Annotated in this window: 13 protein-coding genes; 11 read left to right on the forward strand and 2 right to left on the reverse strand. The window is 37.9% G+C overall.

The genetic code is table 11. The features are described 5' to 3' along the window. On the forward strand, window positions 1–1116 hold the full coding sequence (locus tag WC841_01410) for a peptidoglycan DD-metalloendopeptidase family protein (protein ID MFA5828007.1): 1116 nt from the start codon (window positions 1–3) through the stop codon (window positions 1114–1116). Window position 1117: 1 nt separating this feature from the next. On the opposite strand, the gene WC841_01415 is transcribed toward WC841_01410, so the two are convergent. Then, entirely contained in the window at window positions 1118–1744 is a 627-nt protein-coding gene (locus WC841_01415) for a DUF11 domain-containing protein (GenBank protein MFA5828008.1), read from the reverse strand. Between the two features lie 83 nt (window positions 1745–1827). Here WC841_01415 and WC841_01420 point away from each other — a divergent pair, with 83 nt between their 5' ends. The 4 genes from WC841_01420 to WC841_01435 are packed head-to-tail and all read left to right on the forward strand — an operon-like array spanning window position 1828 to window position 6902. Continuing rightward, window positions 1828–2553 carry a glycosyltransferase family 2 protein gene (locus WC841_01420; protein ID MFA5828009.1) on the forward strand — a complete coding sequence of 242 codons (726 nt, stop codon included), beginning with the start codon at window positions 1828–1830 and terminating at the stop codon, window positions 2551–2553. Beyond that, window positions 2550–4046, forward strand: a complete 1497-nt coding sequence (locus WC841_01425) for a glycosyltransferase family 39 protein (GenBank protein ID MFA5828010.1) — start codon at window positions 2550–2552, stop codon at window positions 4044–4046. The genes WC841_01420 and WC841_01425 overlap by 4 nt, the downstream gene beginning before the upstream one ends. Beyond that, window positions 4030–5355: a glycosyltransferase family 39 protein gene (locus WC841_01430; protein MFA5828011.1), complete on the forward strand. Its 1326-nt coding sequence runs from the start codon at window positions 4030–4032 to the stop codon at window positions 5353–5355. Before WC841_01425 ends, WC841_01430 begins: the two co-directional genes overlap by 17 nt. After that, window positions 5355–6902: a hypothetical protein gene (locus WC841_01435; GenBank protein MFA5828012.1), complete on the forward strand. Its 1548-nt coding sequence runs from the start codon at window positions 5355–5357 to the stop codon at window positions 6900–6902. Before WC841_01430 ends, WC841_01435 begins: the two co-directional genes overlap by 1 nt. Here WC841_01435 and WC841_01440 read toward each other — a convergent pair. After that, window positions 6836–8083, reverse strand: a complete 1248-nt coding sequence (locus WC841_01440; GenBank protein ID MFA5828013.1) for a hypothetical protein — start codon at window positions 8081–8083, stop codon at window positions 6836–6838. The two genes, WC841_01435 and WC841_01440, sit on opposite strands and share 67 nt — an antisense overlap. 45 nt (window positions 8084–8128) lie before the next feature. Here WC841_01440 and WC841_01445 point away from each other — a divergent pair, with 45 nt between their 5' ends. From WC841_01445 to WC841_01470, 6 genes are read left to right on the forward strand one after another with little or no spacing between them, the layout of a single operon-like run. Further along, entirely contained in the window at window positions 8129–8893 is a 765-nt protein-coding gene (locus WC841_01445) for a glycosyltransferase (protein MFA5828014.1), read from the forward strand. Beyond that, window positions 8880–10397 carry a hypothetical protein gene (locus tag WC841_01450; GenBank protein ID MFA5828015.1) on the forward strand — a complete coding sequence of 506 codons (1518 nt, stop codon included), beginning with the start codon at window positions 8880–8882 and terminating at the stop codon, window positions 10395–10397. The genes WC841_01445 and WC841_01450 overlap by 14 nt, the downstream gene beginning before the upstream one ends. 1 nt (window position 10398) lies before the next feature. Further along, window positions 10399–11631 carry a glycosyltransferase family 39 protein gene (locus tag WC841_01455; GenBank protein ID MFA5828016.1) on the forward strand — a complete coding sequence of 411 codons (1233 nt, stop codon included), beginning with the start codon at window positions 10399–10401 and terminating at the stop codon, window positions 11629–11631. 23 nt (window positions 11632–11654) lie between these two features. After that, on the forward strand, window positions 11655–13370 hold the full coding sequence (locus WC841_01460; protein MFA5828017.1) for a glycosyltransferase family 39 protein: 1716 nt from the start codon (window positions 11655–11657) through the stop codon (window positions 13368–13370). Continuing rightward, window positions 13343–14797, forward strand: a complete 1455-nt coding sequence (locus tag WC841_01465; protein ID MFA5828018.1) for an oligosaccharide flippase family protein — start codon at window positions 13343–13345, stop codon at window positions 14795–14797. The genes WC841_01460 and WC841_01465 overlap by 28 nt, the downstream gene beginning before the upstream one ends. A 20-nt stretch (window positions 14798–14817) precedes the next feature. Next, window positions 14818–16455, forward strand: a complete 1638-nt coding sequence (locus tag WC841_01470) for a hypothetical protein (protein ID MFA5828019.1) — start codon at window positions 14818–14820, stop codon at window positions 16453–16455. The last annotated feature ends 7 nt before the right edge of the window (window positions 16456–16462 follow it).

Below are 16462 nucleotides of genomic sequence, written 5' to 3' on the forward strand. Positions count from 1 at the left end.
ATGCAAATAAAAGCCTTAATATTTGGCGTATTTTTTATTATTATTTACTCTTTAAATTTTATCCCCAAAACTTTTGCCGCTTGTTCGGATGGTCGATGTGACAATCCGGAAGAATATGATAACTATATAAAAGAACTGGGGGATAAAGTTGTAGACCTTTCAAAGGCCAAAGACACTCTGGTCAACCAAATCAGCTATCTAAACTCTCAGATTCAACTTACCTTAGTCAAAATTACACAAACTGAAAACTCAATTAATACCCTGGAAAAAGAAATTGACTCGCTTACCATAAAAATCGACAATCTCGACGTATATCTTAACCAACTCTCCTCAGCCTATATCCAACAAATTAACCAAAATTACCGGCTTCAGCGACGAAATTCTCAGCTAGAATTTTTTCTAAACGGCAATTTTAATGGTCTTTTGCAACAATACAAATATATTGCTTCTGTCCAAAAAAGCAGTCAGGAAACTTTAATCAACATCGAAACGGTCCGGACCAACTATGATCTCCAAAAAGTCGCCAAAGAAAAGAAACAGGAAGAGCTAGAACTACTTCGAAAGACTCTTGCTACCCAAAAAATCAGTCTAGCTGGCCAAAAAACCACCAAAACCGGATTACTGGAAATTACAAAAAACGACGAGGCAAAGTATCAATCACTTAAAAAAGCCGCCGAAAACGAATTAAGCTCACTTTTAAAGGCCAAATTTACGGGTAAGCGGAATGTTAAAAAAGGAGAAGCGCTAGGCACTATGGGTAATACCGGATATTCTTTCGGGGATCATCTCCATTTCGGGTTATATGAACTCCACGAAGAAGATTTGAATAAGTGGGTTTACGCCAATGATATTGACCCATCTTCATACATGGACAACCACAGAAAACCCATGGATGATCCGATTGAAATTACACAAGGTAGAGGTAATACTAAATACTCATACCTCTATTCAGACCGTTTCCACCATGGAATTGATATGGTATCCAGTAATAAAACAATCAGGGCAGTCAATGACGGTGTTGCTTATTTCTTCAGAAACGCTGGCAGCAGTCTTGGTAACCATGTAAAGCTATTTCACCCGGACGGCAAGATGACTCTCTACCTGCATATGCAATAGATTAAAATCCTCTGGCCAATTTTCGGAGATACAAAGCCAAAACACCACCTGATACTAATAGAGCAGTTTTTACGGGTAATGAATCATCGCCAGTCGTCGGAACCATTTTTTTAGCCACATAATAGGAAGCGTTGTCCTTATCATTTACATTGCCGGAAACGACATTTACCTTGTTGGTTAATTTCATAGCAGTCACTCCGATTGATTCAACACCGCTAATCTTGGCTCGGATCACGTATGTTTTGCTTTGTCCAGGCAATAATTTTTCCAAATCCCAGTTAATCGTATTTGAATTTTTATCAACTGATCCTGGGCTAAAAACTAACGATAGATATTGCGGTAATACGTCAGAAAAGGTCATACCGGTTAGATCTTCATTACCGGCATTTGTAACCACTATCTCAAATTCAATGGTATCTCCGTCCACAAAAGTATATTTCGAGCTTGGTATATTATCAAACAGAATATTTTCCTTCATAAGTCTAATCTTCTTATCGATGGTCACTATTTTTTTCAGATCGTTTTGAGAATAATACTGCGCCCCAACACTCCCGGGATTAAAAAAACTGAAAACTAGACCAAAAGCCGCTGCTAGAATAAAACCGATTTTAATGTTTTTGTGTTCCACCTGCTTTTATTATATATATAAACTATTACAGGACATTATATCTCAATTTTACCCCATGTCAAGTAGTCTGCTATACTTTCACTATGCATAAAAAACTTCTCAAAGAACTATCAATATTTTTTCCATGCTACAACGAGGAAAAAAACATATCAGATACGGTTGACAAAGCAGTCCCCGTTTTGAAAAAAATATCCGACCAGTGGGAAATTATATTGGTTAATGACGGTTCAAAAGATAAAACGCCCCAAGTTCTTGAAACTATCAAAAAAAAATACCCCCAAAACACTTCTATTATCACTCACAATCCCAATAGGGGATATGGGGCCGCTTTTAAAAGCGGAGTCTATAACTCAAGATACGAGTGGATTGCCTTTACAGACGCAGACGGTCAATTTGATTTTTCCGAAATTACTAAACTGATCAAAAAACAACAGACTACCGGTGCTGATTTAGTTATAGGATATTATTTAGGGAGAAAAGTCCCGTTTTACCGAATCTGGGGATCTTCTCTTTGGCAAATCGCTGTATTCATTCTTTTCGGTCTTAAAGTAAAAGATATCGACTGCGGCTTTAAACTCATTCGGAAAAAAGTAATCGACACCATTCCGAAGCTAGAGGCCGAAAGAGGGCCGTTTATATCAAGTGAATTCCTAATTAAAGCAAAAAAATCCGGTTATAAAATAGTAGAAATCGGAGTAAGTCATTTTAGTCGCACGGCCGGTGAAGCAACCGGAGCCAAACTAAACGTCATTCTGGCCGGATTCAAGGATCTGTTCCGGCTCTGGTACAAAATAAATTTCCAAAAATGACCTTGTTTCGAAGAATCCTTGGTTATGCTAAAACTGAAAAGACCCTAATTCTCATCCTTTTTCTTGCCGCCTTTTTCAGACTTTATGATGTTGGCGGCTATATGGAATTCTTGGGTGATCAGGGAAGGGACATGGTAATTGTCCGAGATTTCCTTAAAAACGGTAATCTTTTTTTTATCGGGCCTCAAACCAGCATCGGTAACATGTATCTCGGCCCGTTCTACTACTACCTAATTGCCCCATCACTGCTTTTATCCGGATATAACCCCACAGGACCATCAATATTTATCGCCATTTTATCTATATTAACCGTTTTTCTGATTTATAAAATTTCAAATAAATGGTTTAGCAAAAATACCGCCATTATTGCCTCAATTTTGTATTCTATTTCTCCGGTTGTAATTAAATACTCCAATTTCTCCTGGAATCCAAATGTAATGCCTTTATTTTCCCTGCTTTTTGTATATTTTATGGTTGAAGGTCTTACTCAAAAAAAATACCTCTATTTTATCTACGCATCTCTTTCCTATATTATGGCCATTAATTCCCATTATCTAGCCCTCCTTCTGCTCCCTCTTGCAGCAGTCTTGTGGTTTATCCACTTGTTCAAAACAAAGAAGATCTCCAAAGAGTTCTTCACTTTTACCATATACGCGATAGTAATTTTTGTGATTTCCCTGACTCCTCAGATATTATTTGACCTGAAACATCAAAACCAAAACTTAAACGCTTTAGTCAAGTTCTTTACCAACAGGGAAACCACTGTCAATCTAAAGGCTTACAAGACCCTCCCTAGCCTGATTCCTCTGACTAATCAGATCAATTCCCGTCTCCTCCTGGGAAAAAACGAAACATTATCCCTACCGCTAACCGTCTTTATTTTTGTAGGCTCATTTCTGGTTTTTTTCAAAAAAAATACCAAAAGAACCTATTTCGTTGCCCTATTTCTGTGGTTACTTTTTGGCATCGGCGGGTTGGGACTGTACAAACAACATATATACGACCACTACTTTGGCTTTATCTTTCCGGTCCCATTTATTATTGTAGGCATAGTTTTAAGCTCGCTATTTGAATTCAACCGTTTGACCAAAATTGTCGGCTCGGCCCTGCTTCTCATTTTAGTTTATCTATCCGTTCTTGAAACACCCATCCAATACCCTCCAAACAATCAATTGCAAACTACACAAACTATCGTCAAATCAATTCTCGCTGAATCAAATAATCAACCTTTTAATTTTGCCCTTCTGGCAAAACAAAATTATGACCCGCCTTATAGGTATTATTTTTCCGAATATAACTCACAAATCTATCTTCTTCAAGATAAGATTACCGACCAACTTTTTGTAGTTTGCGAACCATGGCAGATAGACTGCCAACCGATAAACAACCCCGAATGGAATATTGCCGCCTTTGGGTGGGCAAAAATTGACAAACAATGGCAAATAAACGGAATAACAATATTTAAGCTAACTCATAATGTTCCGAAAAATTAATTCAAATGTTATCTTGCTGATAATTTTGTTGATTTCCCTCTGCTTCAGAATCTATAAGCTCAATGAACTTTATAATTTTGACTGGGACCAGGAAGACGATGCCCAGAAAGTGACCGAAATGATCACCAGTCATAAGCCCAGGTTGATAGGGCCAAGAGTTGCAAACGACAATGGATTCTTTGTCGGCCCATTTCATTATTATTTTTTAGTCCCTTTTTACCTTATTACCAACAATAATCCAATCGCCGGTGCCTATGCATCAATATCTATAGGGTTAATTACGACTCTGGTTATATATGTAGTCTCTCAAAAAATATTCGGTGAAAATACCGCCCGTCTTTCCGCCCTAATTTATTCCCTACTACCATCGATTACCTCCTGGAACGTCATGTACACCGCTCCGCTATCACTTATTATATTTTATCTGTGCCACCAACTTATTTCCGGAAAGAATAATCTTTTTCCTTTGTTGATTTTTACATATTCATTCTCAGCCACCACCCACCTTGTTCCCGTCTCTCTTTTTATCCCCATTATTATTTCTCTTTTGCTAGCCGATAAAAAACCTTCCTCAAAACAAATTATTTTAAGCCTGATACTTTCAATAATCCCCCTCATTCCCTTGATTATTTTTGACCTGAGACACCAATTTCTTAATATTAAAAACTTAATTAATTTTATATCCGTATCAAAAAATAATGACTATCCTCCGTATTTATTTTTAAGAAGTTACTGGCGCTCAATCAATCTACTTTTTATTAAAATCCATTATTTAATAATTGTTGAAAGAATAGTGATAATTACGGCTGCTTTGACCTCCGTTTTTCTACAAAACAATAAAAAATATAAAATATTTATTTTCTCCTGGCTTTTGACCCCAATACTTATTTTGTCTTTTTATCGGGGAAATATTCCCGAATACTATTACGGATCTTCCAACATTATAATCCCTATCCTCTTGTCTTTCCTGATTTCCAAAATATTGTCAGCAAAATTGTTGACCTTTTTTTCAGTCGCTTTCCTGACATTCCAAATTATAAATTTCCCTTCCACTCCGACTGGCATCACCCTAAAGGACAAAACGGAAGCAGTGTCTTTTTTAATTAACCAAAACCGGGATCCGATTTTTAATGTCTCCTACGACCTCCCCTTAGGTTTTGATAACGGCTATGCATATCTTTTTCGTTATTTTGGCAAAGAACCACAGAACACCCCCGCTGGCCACTTGTACTCCATTAGCCTTTCAACACGTCCCTCGACTGGGGAAATTGTTTATACAAACAACACTCTCAGCATTGTTCGAAAATAATGTCTACCATAAAAAAATTAATAATCCCAATTCTCCTTCTCATTTTTAGCTTCTGGCAACTAAGCTCACTATCTGACAAAAGATGGCCAACCTCACACGATGGCGTTTTTCATGTCATTCGGATCAGAGAATTTTTCTACGAGCTGTCTTCCGGCCACTTTCCTGTTCGTTGGGCCAGTAGGTTAGACAACGGCTATGGTATCCCATTGTTCAACTACATCTACCCCGGCCCATACCTCCTCTCATCACTACCCATGTCATTTGGCATAAATGAGGTAAATTCTTATAAAATTACCATTTTTTTTGCATATTTTTTAGCGATTTCCGGTTTCTTCTATCTATTTCGCCAAACCAACCGCTTTTTGGCCTTAATCGGTTCACTGATATATGGATTAACTCCATACGTTTTTCTAAATATTTTTGTAAGAGGGGCCCTGGGAGAAACAATCTCCATGAGTTTCATGCCCTGGGCTCTTGTAGGCATCCTTGAACGCAGAAAAATACTCACCGTTCTATCGCTCTCATTCATTCTAATCAGCCACAATTTCCTGGGAATTCTTTTTCTCTTTTTTTTGATTCTCTTTTTACTTTGGAATAAAAGACTAAACATTTTTACCGTTACAACTATCCTATTGTCTCTTGGTCTTTCCGCTTTCTTTTTGCTACCAATGATTTTCGAAAGGCAATATATTGTTTCAGGCGCTAACAACAATTTTACCTTTAATTATCAGGAACATTTTCTTTACCTACGCCAGTTATTATATGGAAAATGGGATTACTGGTATTCCATCCCTGGGCCAAACGATGGCATGTCTTTTCAGCTTGGTTTTGCCAACATTATCATCCTGATACTATCAATCTCCACAATAATTTACAGAAAGAAAATTAACAATCTGTTTTATTTAACCGTTATTTATATTGGATCCTGCATCCTAACTCAGGGATTTTCATTTCCGCTTTGGAAACTAATCAGACCTCTCCAAATAGTCCAATTCCCGTGGCGTTTTTTGTTTATAACCACTATAATTTCTCCACTTTTATTTTTCGAAAACGCAAGTTATTGGATCAACAAAAAACGGACCATTACTCTCGCCGTTTCAATCGTAATTATCATCTTCGCCCTAATAAACGTCAGAAACTACCGCCGCCCTATGGATTTCCAATCACCGGAAAAATATAATGTTTATCTTGACCTTTATACCAACAAAACCACCACCGCCATCCGCGAAGAAATATCACCCAAGTGGACTCTCAAAGAAAAATTCGCCGGCGACATTTCAAGCAGATTCACTATTTTCCCCGCTAATACAAATCTTTTTACTATTCGCAAGAATTATTTTCCAACATGGAAACTTATCGATCTTTCAAAAAACATTGTTATTCCGATTGAGCCTGATGCCGATGGAAATATTACCGCCAAACTCTCGGAGGGAACCTACCTGCTCAAAAACGGACAAACCCCCCTGGAGATAATTTCGAATTATATTAGCTTATTCTCCCTATTAGTTCTATTCGCCCCCTCACTTCTCCGGGTAGCCAATAGATAAACCAATATACCAATCAGCACCGCCCTACCCATCAGAAGTATTTGCCCGGACATATTTTGAATACTTAACGGAAGTTGGGACATTTCTCTTGCCGCCAAAAAAATCGCATAGTGGAGCGTTGGGTCAAACGAAAATAAAACACAAAACCATCCAAATATAGCTGCCAAATATACCATCATCGATTCATTTTTTATTGCCCAGATGACCATCCACGGCATCAACCAAACCAACCATTGAGGGTGAAAATGGGTAAATGCCAAACTGGATAATAACCCGGCTCCAAAGGCAGTCAAGAAACTAATATTATTTTTCCAAAACAACAACAAAATTACGGAATAAGCAATAAAAAACCACGGAATAGCTGTACCTCCCGAAATAGCGATACCGGCATAGGTACTCTTGTTGATTTGATCAGCAAACAAAGAAAAGGCTCTATAGGCCGGAGATCCAAGATACGGCAGTATTCCCAAAAAGTAAACCAACCCTCCGCAAATACCCGGGGCAATACCTCTCCAAAAATTCTTATTCCTCAAGATACTCTCCATCACCACAATTGGGATCAAAATCAATCCTATTGGCTTAATCAAAGCTGAAATCGCCACCATAGCCGCCGTCAGGCAATATTTTTTGTTTTTTCTCGCCAAAAGTGCCAAAACTAGCCAAAAAGCAATCATAATATCCACCTGACCCATCATCGAACCCACATAAATTCCCAGTGGATTAAATATCCACAAAATTTGTGCCAGTCGTTTTTTCTTTTGATCAATAAAAAATTTAGCCAACATAAACACGATCGCCAGATCGGCCACGATCATCGGAAGTTTGTACAACAAAAGCACCCAGTTTACTGACACACTATGAAGTATATCCCAATTAGTATTCACGATTCCTTCGGCAGTATCCAATATCAACCCCTTAAACGGTAAATAAAACAGCGATGGTAATATATAAGCCAGTGGTTGATAGTTAAAAATCATTTTACTCGGCAAATACAAGACACTGCCGTCTTCATTAAACCTAACCGCCTGGTCATAAAACGACCAGATTTTCCCCTCGCCGGCAATATATTTTCCCGCCAAGGCAAATGCACCCAAATCCGAATGGTAGGTAGTAATAGCCAAAAAAACTCTCAGCGCGATACCGACCACCAACAGGATATAGAAAATTCTATCTTTAATCATATAGCTGAAGTATAACTCGAAAAGAGATTCTAGTATAATTAACCAATGACAACAACCATTTCGATCATCATTCCCTGTTACAACGAAGAAGAAAATCTTAAAAGGGGAGTCCTGGATGAGGTCAATGACTTTCTCCAAACTCAAAAGTTTAAATGGGAAGTTTTAATTTGTAACGATGAATCTACCGACAATAGCCTGAAATTGGTCCGTGAATTTGTCAATAAACACTCGGGGTTCCGTGTTTTAGACCTCCCTCATGGCGGTAAGCCTTCGGCCGTATGGGGCGGAATAAAAGAAGCTCAATATCCGCTTGTTATTTTCACCGACATGGACCAATCGACTCCCTTAAAAGAAATCAACAAACTTCTGCCATTTTTTAAGTCATATGATGTTGTTATTGGTTCCAGAGGTTCGCATAGGGAGGGAAATACATTTTTAAGAAAGCTGGGCTCTAAAATATTTCTTTTAATCAGAAAACTCATTTTACTTCACCAAATTAGCGACACTCAATGTGGTTTCAAGGCAATGAAAATTGATGTTGCCAAGAAACTATTTCCCAATCTCCAGTTCTTTAAAGAAAAGACAGGAAAGAAGGGGTGGCGAGTTTCTGCCTACGACGTTGAACTACTCTTTATGGCAGAAAAATGGGGATATTCGATTAAAGAAATTCCGGTTGAATGGAAAAATGAAGACACCAGCACGACCAAGGGAGATCTAAATGCCCGTTACAAGAAAGAATCAATCCAAATGGCACAAGAAATTTGGAGGGTTATGAAAAACAATCTGAAGGGTGTATATGACCAAAATTAGAGGGATTCTTCTATACCGATTTTTAACAGTCTCTCTGATTATAGGACTATATTTAGCAACTCGTTTCCAAAATCTCACTTTTATTCCTGTATTTGGGGATGAAGCCATATACCTACGCTGGAGCCAAATTATAAAAAATGTTGAAACCCTTAGGTTTATTCCTCAAACTGATGGAAAACAACCACTATTTATGTGGATCACGGTGATCTTTTTCAAATTTATCAAAGATCCCCTGGCTGCGGGAAGGACTTTATCGGTACTATCCGGGTTCGGAACGATGATTATCCTTTTTGTCACATATTCTATTATTGAAAATTATCATTCCAACAATACCCATCCCCTCAAATTTATTTTCGAATCAATTAACAATCATTTTTTCGTTTCTCTTATACCGTGCATCATCTACATTTTTCTGCCTTTCTCGTTTTTTTTCGACAGGATGGCCCTACCTGATAATCTCCTTTCATTTTTTGGCATCTTATCTCTCTTTTTAAGTCTACTACTTTCCAAATTTAGACGCTTAGACCTAGCCTTGCTCCTCGGTTTCGCTCTCGGACTGTCCTGGCTTACCAAATCACCGGCCATATATTTTATTGTCCTGTCGGTACTGACTTATGTTTTTTATCTTTCCAAAAACACAAAAACAATAATTCTGCCTGTCATTTCAGTTGTTCTTGCCTTCATCATCTACAACATCCTCCGACTTGGTCCGCAATTTCATATGATTGCCTTAAGAAACAAAGACTACGTCTGGACTCTTTCGGAAATTATTCGGCATCCACTCGATCCTTTGGTTCCACACCTGTGGGATGTTGTACACATATTTTCTCTATATATCTCGATCCCGCTATTCCTAATTGTTTTCCTCTTTTTACAAAATAAATTTAAACGCGACCAACTAGTTGTTTTTTTCTGGTTTATATTACCTCTGATTGCCTCTGCCGCCATGTCAAAAGTTTTTACAGCCAGATATATTCTCTTCACCCTACCACCATTAATTATTCTTATTTCTCGTGGCGCACAAAGCTTCGTTAGTAATAGCCGTTTTAAAATATTAACCTTTTTGCTGTTGTTTACAATAAATTTATCCACCATCTATCAACTATCCTACAAGCCCTTCTATGCCAAACTACCTTCCACCGAACAGGGCTATCTCTCAGATTGGACATCGGGGTGGGGAATAAATGAAGCGGCAATATTCTTGAGAGAAAGAGCCAAAGTTTCTAACGTAATTGTTGGGACCGAAGGTTATTTTGGCACTTTACCCGACGGTCTCCAGATCTACACCCAAAACACTTCTCAGTTAACCGTCTTTGGTGTCGGATTGGGTTTTAATTTTATTCCGGAAAAACTTATTGATGCCAAAAATCACGGCGATGAAGTCTATCTGCTCATAAACAAATCCCGAAATAACCTCCATTTTATGGAAATGGAAAAGATAAAACTAATAAAAAGTTTCCCTAAACCACAAAACGACTCTCTCGATCTATACCAAATAACCTAGTATGAAAAAAATTGGATTTTATTTCCTGATACTTGGTATTTCAGTCATCTATCTTTTGCTAAGAATAAACCGTCTAAATGAAAATATTGAGTTTAGGCTCGATCAGGGTATTCACTTGCTGGAAACATACCAAATGGTTACTAGCAAAAAAATCAGCCTAATCGGCCCGATGGTCACATCAAAAAGCCGCGACGGACGAAACTTCTATATCGGTGGAAATTATTACTATGCCCTGGCAATACTTGGCATAGTTAGTGAGTGGGATCCCGTAAAAATAACCGCTTTCTATAATTTTATCGAACTTACTTTCATAATCTTTTTTATATTTTGGCTTCGTTCAAGATTTAACCCCAATTCCGCCATCATTATCTTTGTTTTTTTAACCTCATTCTGCTATCTGATCACTCATAGCCGTTTTTTTTGGAACCCGCATTTCCTTATTCCTCTGGGGATATTAGTCACATACTTTATCGATCAATTTTACCAAAGGCAACAAAACATCTTTTTGCTATTGGCCGCAATAACACTAGGAAACGCCGTGTCATTTCACTACTCCGCGCTAGTATGGACCATTCCGATAGTCGCTTTCATAATTTTTACAAAATCCAAATCGATCTGGCAAATTCCACTATTCTTATTAGGAACAACGGTTGGAGCCTTACCAATAATAATCTTCGAGTTAAGACATAATTTTTACAACATAAGAACAATTTTTTTTATTTTTACTCATTTTGAAGAAAACAGGGGATTAACTCCACACTATTTCGTATATCCCACCCTTATCTTTATTTTATGGTTTTTTGCCTATTTCCAAAACAAATTCAAAGTCAAAAAATACTTTATTATCGCTTCTACCTTTTTCTTATTTCTAATAGGTTTACTTATTCCTCCGGTAAGTCCGCTCGACAACCTTTCCGGCTGGGATTACCCATCTCAAAAAAGGGTTGTAGACATTATCACAAAAAACATCTGCCCTGAAAATTATAATATCGCCTCCACTGTCGGTGGTGATACCAGATCTTATGACATTAGATATCTGCTTACCATCCGCCACTGCCCACCCAAGGAGGTAGAAACATACTCTGACAATCAAACTCTGTTTCTGGTTGCGCCGCCTGACCGGCCTCCGGAGACAGAAAAGGTTTGGGAAGTATCTTCTTTTAAACCGTTTAAAGTTACAAATCAGCAGGAAATCAATAACCAAATTATTCTTTACCGGCTCGATAAAACCTAAGCCATTCATAGTAAAATATAATCATGTTGTCCAAATTAACTAAAAAACGATTCTTTTGGCCAATCTTAGTTTTCATCTGTACAATTCCCGCCTTTTCCTTTCTTCTCAAACCAGGTTACTACATCATGCATGATGACATGCAGCCCATCCGACAACTAAGCTTTGAGCAATGCTTAAAAGATGGGCAGATACCGTGCCGCTGGTCACCTTATCTCGGTTACGAATATGGCTATCCACTTTTCAACTATTACCCCGCACTACCCTATGCCGTTGGTCAAGTATTCAGAGTTTTGGGATTTTCTTTTTTGACTTCGATTAAATTAACCGCCATCCTTCAATTTATATTCTCTGCTCTCTTCATCTACGTATTTGCCAAAGATATATTTGGTAAATTAGGAGGATTTTTATCATCTGTTTTTTATACATATGCTCCCAATCACGCCTTAAATATTTATGTCCGCGGGGCAATGAACGAAGCTTGGGCATTGGTATTTCTTCCCCTAATTTTGTTTTTTGCTCATCGGGCAATAACAAAAAACAAAACTTGTTATTTCATCGGTTTATCGCTTTCTCTTTCCTTTTTAATGCTATCCCACAATCCCACAGTTTTGACCTTTATCCCGATTCTGGTTACCTTTTGTCTTTTTTGGATATACAAATCAAAACATTTCCGGCCGGAATATTTTCTGAAATTAGCTTTAAGTGGGTTATTTGCCATATGTCTTTCCGCCTTTTTCACTCTTCCTGTTCTCTTCGAATCAAAACTAGTCCAAATAGAAACAATGTTTACCAATTATTATCACTACACTGCCCACTTTGTTTCTATTTTCCAATTATTTATCAGTAATTTCTGGGGAGATGGAGGCTCAATTTGGGGTCCCAATGACGGAATGTCATTTATGGTCGGATATCTCCACTGGTTTTTGCCTGTGCTTATCGTTTTTGCCGTTGTTTTTATTACTTATAAAACAAAGAAAATAGATACTGTTTACATTTTTACCACTATTCTTATATCCACGGGACTATTCACCACCTTCATGTCCCACGAACGCTCGACCTTCCTATGGCAGTTATTTCCCGTAATTCAAAAAGTTCAATTCCCCTGGCGGTTTTTAAGTCTCACCTCTCTTTTCTCTTCCATTTCTATCGGAATTATTCCTCTAATACTTTCAAAATATATAAAACTCAAAACGGTTGTTATTATCACCGGCACAATTGCACTTATTACCTTTGCAATTAATTTCAACTATTTTCATCCCGTTAGAAGCGGACCAGTATCCGATTTGGAAAAATTCTCAGGTGAAAGTTGGCGTCTACAAACTACCGCAAGCATTTACGACTATTTACCGAAAACAGCCTCGATGGCGGCAAAAAAACCAGCTACCAAATTTATTGACTCAATAAACCCCCCATCCGATTACATTATCACTGGACAAAAACAGGGGACAGATTGGCTATTTTTCAACCTTATCCTTCAAAAAGATTCTGAAATTATCATTTCCCAACTCGCTTTCCCAAACTTTGTCATTACCGACAACAACCGCCAAATTAATTACACCATTGATCCTGAACTTGGTCGCATGGTTGTCAACCTCGAAACGGGAAATCATCAACTATATATTAAACTTAAAAACACACCTATAAGAACTGTTGGCAACATAATATCGCTTTTAAGTTGGTTATCTGTTCTCGTTTACCTTTCTCTGAATCTATGGAAGAGATCAATATCGAAGAAATAAAACAAAAAACCACCACCAACGTGGTTTTTTTATCTCTAAGAAACATCGGTCTTCAGGCAATTTCCACCATTGGTTTTTTCCTATTAACCATTCTATTGGGCACCGGGGAAGTCGGTTTATTTGCCATAGTCGCCGAATCTGTCGGTATATTAGGATATTTTTCCGATATCGGCCTTGCTTCAGCTCTTATTCAACAAAAAAATGACGTCACCAAAGAGGATCTTCAAACTACTTTTCTAATCCAACAGATACTAGTAATAGTCAGTCTGATAGTCATCTCTCTTATTTTTTTTCGACTAAGCGCCTCAAGATCCTATGGTCTCAAAGAAACTTGGATTTTCGTCTCTTTATGTTTTGCCTTTTTTACTGCCTCTTTAAAAACAATACCATCGGTACTGCTTGAGAGAAAACTAAACTTTAAATTGATATCCACTGTCGATATCGCTGAAAATATCAGTTTTTATCTCGTCGCTGTTGTCTTCGCATTTTTTCACTTTGGTGCCTACTCATATGCAATCGCTACTTTTTTTCGAAGCATTTTGGGTCTGGTACTAATTTATCACTTCAGCTCCTGGCCAATCGGTTATTCCTTTTCAAAAACTGCCGCCAAGCGTTTATTTAAATACGGTATACCTTTTCAGTTAAATTCATTTATAGCCATGGCAAAAGACCGTCTGTCAAATCTTTTGGTTGCCGGAATTATCGGTAGAGACAGCTTTGGCATTCTTTCCTGGGCTCAAAAAGGACCAAGAATCCCTCTAAGTTTTATGGATGCAATTATGAGAGTCACTTTTCCCACCTTTTCAAGGTTGCAGGACAAAACCGATCTCCTAAAACGTTCTTTAGAGAAATCACTTTATTTTATTGCCTTATTTGTTTTTCCGGCCCTGGCCGGTATTAGCTTAATCGCCCCGGATATTATAAAAATAATCCCTAAATATACAAAATGGTCACCGGCCATATTTCCCCTATATCTCTACGCCGTCTCATATGCAATCGCCGCCGTTACTTCTCCGATAACCAACGCTTTTAATGCTATTGGCAAAATCACCACCACCACCAAACTTATGATTATGTGGACAATTCTAACTTGGATTTTTTACCCCCTGTTAAGCCTTCGATATGGTTATATTGGTACTTCATATGCCGCAGTAATTGTGGGATCGAGCTCCTTTGTCGTTTGGATAATTGCCCACAATATTTTTAAAATAAATATTCTTAAGATTATCCTTCATCCATTTATTTCGACCATACTTGTCATTGTCAGTCTCATATCTCTTCAGCAACTACCGCTAGCCCCTCTTTCACTTCTTATCAGCAAAATAATCATCGGAACTCTGGTTTATCTTTGCTATCACCTAACCGTCAGCCGTAATGAAGTTAATTGGTTTATCTCCCAAACTAAATGGTTTTCAAACAAAAAATAGGGATAGCTATATTTATTTTTTTGTGTTCACTTTTCCTCTCACTTCCCATCATCCGAAGCGGCATTTCTTACGATTTTGGAATTGGTTTCTGGGGACCAAACGCCCATGACATGATCTGGCATCTGAGCCTTGTCAACCATCTGAAAAACCCTTTTCAAATACCTCTGCCAACTTTTTCCGGGCAACTTTTAAAAAACTACCACCCATTTTACAATATCTTGGTTTCATATCTGTCCAAAATTTCCGGCATCAGCCCCTCTCTTTGGCTATTTCAAATTATGCCTCTACTCATGTCGTTTTCCATTCTCTACCTTAGCTACAGTTTGGGGGAAAAAATCACCGGTAAAACTCATGGCGGACTTCTCCTTGTCTTTCTAAATACTTTTGCCAACTCTTTCGGTTGGATTATAACCCTTATCCGCTCCGGTACATTTGGAGGAGAATCCTTATTTTGGTCGATGCAATCATCAAGCACTCTGATCAATCCACCCTATGCACTATCACTAATCTTTCTTCTCGTCCTAATCCTAATCCTTTATCAGCATCCTTACCACCAACATCTTTCCGCCCAAAAACTGGTCATCGTCGGTCTCATCCTCGTCCTCTGTCCTATCACAAAATCATATTCCGCCATCCCTCTCTATGGATTTTTCTCTGTCTTTAGTCTGGCTGCCTTAAAAAATAAAAACTTCCAGCCAATAATAATGCTTGCGATATCACTGGCATTAGCCGCACTTCTCTTTTCTATATACAACAAATCATCGGTTAGTTTATTAATATACAAACCGTTTTGGTTTATCAACTCCATGATCGAGTCAAAGGACCGTCTCTACCTCCCGGTAATTGCCAATATGCGCTATACCCTGGAAGCAGCAAATAGAATTGGTCCGCGCCTGATAGGTCTATATCTGATAGGCTTCGCCAGTTTTGTTATCGGTAACTTTAGTTGGCGAGTTATCGGGTTCTTGTCGCTCAGTCAAAAACAAAATAAAATTCTTGCCGCCATTATCTTGCTTTTAACATTAATTCCGACATTTTTTATCCAATCAGGCACAAGTTGGAACACCATTCAATTCCTTTATTACGCCTTATTTTTATCAAACATTCTTCTGACTATCCATATCACCACCAATCTTCAAAAAGTTTCCATCAAAATCCTTTTATTCTTAGTTCTGACTACCTCACTTCTTAGCAATATCGATTTCATCCAAAATTATACCGGCAACCCTCCTCCTACAGCTATAGATAGAAATGAGCTCGAAGCAATAAGTTTTTTAAATAAACTTCCGCCAGGAACCATCCTTACCTACCCCTTTGACCAATACTCAAAACTTATCCACCCATCCACACCTCTGCCGATATATCTTTACGAAACTACCTCGTATCTGGCCGCCTATACCAAGCACCAGACATTTGTTGACGATTATATGAATCTTCAAAATTCAGGTTACAACTGGACCGAAAGACTGGATAGTTCAAAAAAGTTTTTTGACCAGAAATCAATATACCAAGACAGGGGATTCTTGGTTAACAATGGTATCGATTATATCTACCTGGCCGGATCCCAAAAAAATAAAACCGATCTGAAAATAGATCAGTTATACATAAAAAATATTTTTGAAAATCCGGAAATTATCATCTATAAAGTGGAAAGATGATAAAATA

The sequence above is a fragment of the Candidatus Shapirobacteria bacterium genome (assembly GCA_041659325.1).
Taxonomy (GTDB): Bacteria; Patescibacteriota; Microgenomatia; order UBA12405; family UBA12405; genus JBAZYN01.

What these genes read in the sequence shown, in the direction of transcription:
- WC841_01430 (MFA5828011.1), top strand. Translation starts at nt 4,030, where the DNA reads ATGTTCCGAAAAATTAATTCAAATGTTATCTTGCTGATAATTTTGTTG.
- WC841_01465 (MFA5828018.1), top strand. Translation starts at nt 13,343, where the DNA reads ATGGAAGAGATCAATATCGAAGAAATAAAACAAAAAACCACCACCAAC.
- WC841_01450 (MFA5828015.1), top strand. Translation starts at nt 8,880, where the DNA reads ATGACCAAAATTAGAGGGATTCTTCTATACCGATTTTTAACAGTCTCT.
- WC841_01445 (MFA5828014.1), top strand. Translation starts at nt 8,129, where the DNA reads ATGACAACAACCATTTCGATCATCATTCCCTGTTACAACGAAGAAGAA.
- WC841_01420 (MFA5828009.1), top strand. Translation starts at nt 1,828, where the DNA reads ATGCATAAAAAACTTCTCAAAGAACTATCAATATTTTTTCCATGCTAC.
- WC841_01410 (MFA5828007.1), top strand. Translation starts at nt 1, where the DNA reads ATGCAAATAAAAGCCTTAATATTTGGCGTATTTTTTATTATTATTTAC.
- WC841_01460 (MFA5828017.1), top strand. Translation starts at nt 11,655, where the DNA reads ATGTTGTCCAAATTAACTAAAAAACGATTCTTTTGGCCAATCTTAGTT.
- WC841_01435 (MFA5828012.1), top strand. Translation starts at nt 5,355, where the DNA reads ATGTCTACCATAAAAAAATTAATAATCCCAATTCTCCTTCTCATTTTT.
- WC841_01440 (MFA5828013.1), bottom strand. Translation starts at nt 8,083, where the DNA reads ATGATTAAAGATAGAATTTTCTATATCCTGTTGGTGGTCGGTATCGCG.
- WC841_01425 (MFA5828010.1), top strand. Translation starts at nt 2,550, where the DNA reads ATGACCTTGTTTCGAAGAATCCTTGGTTATGCTAAAACTGAAAAGACC.
- WC841_01455 (MFA5828016.1), top strand. Translation starts at nt 10,399, where the DNA reads ATGAAAAAAATTGGATTTTATTTCCTGATACTTGGTATTTCAGTCATC.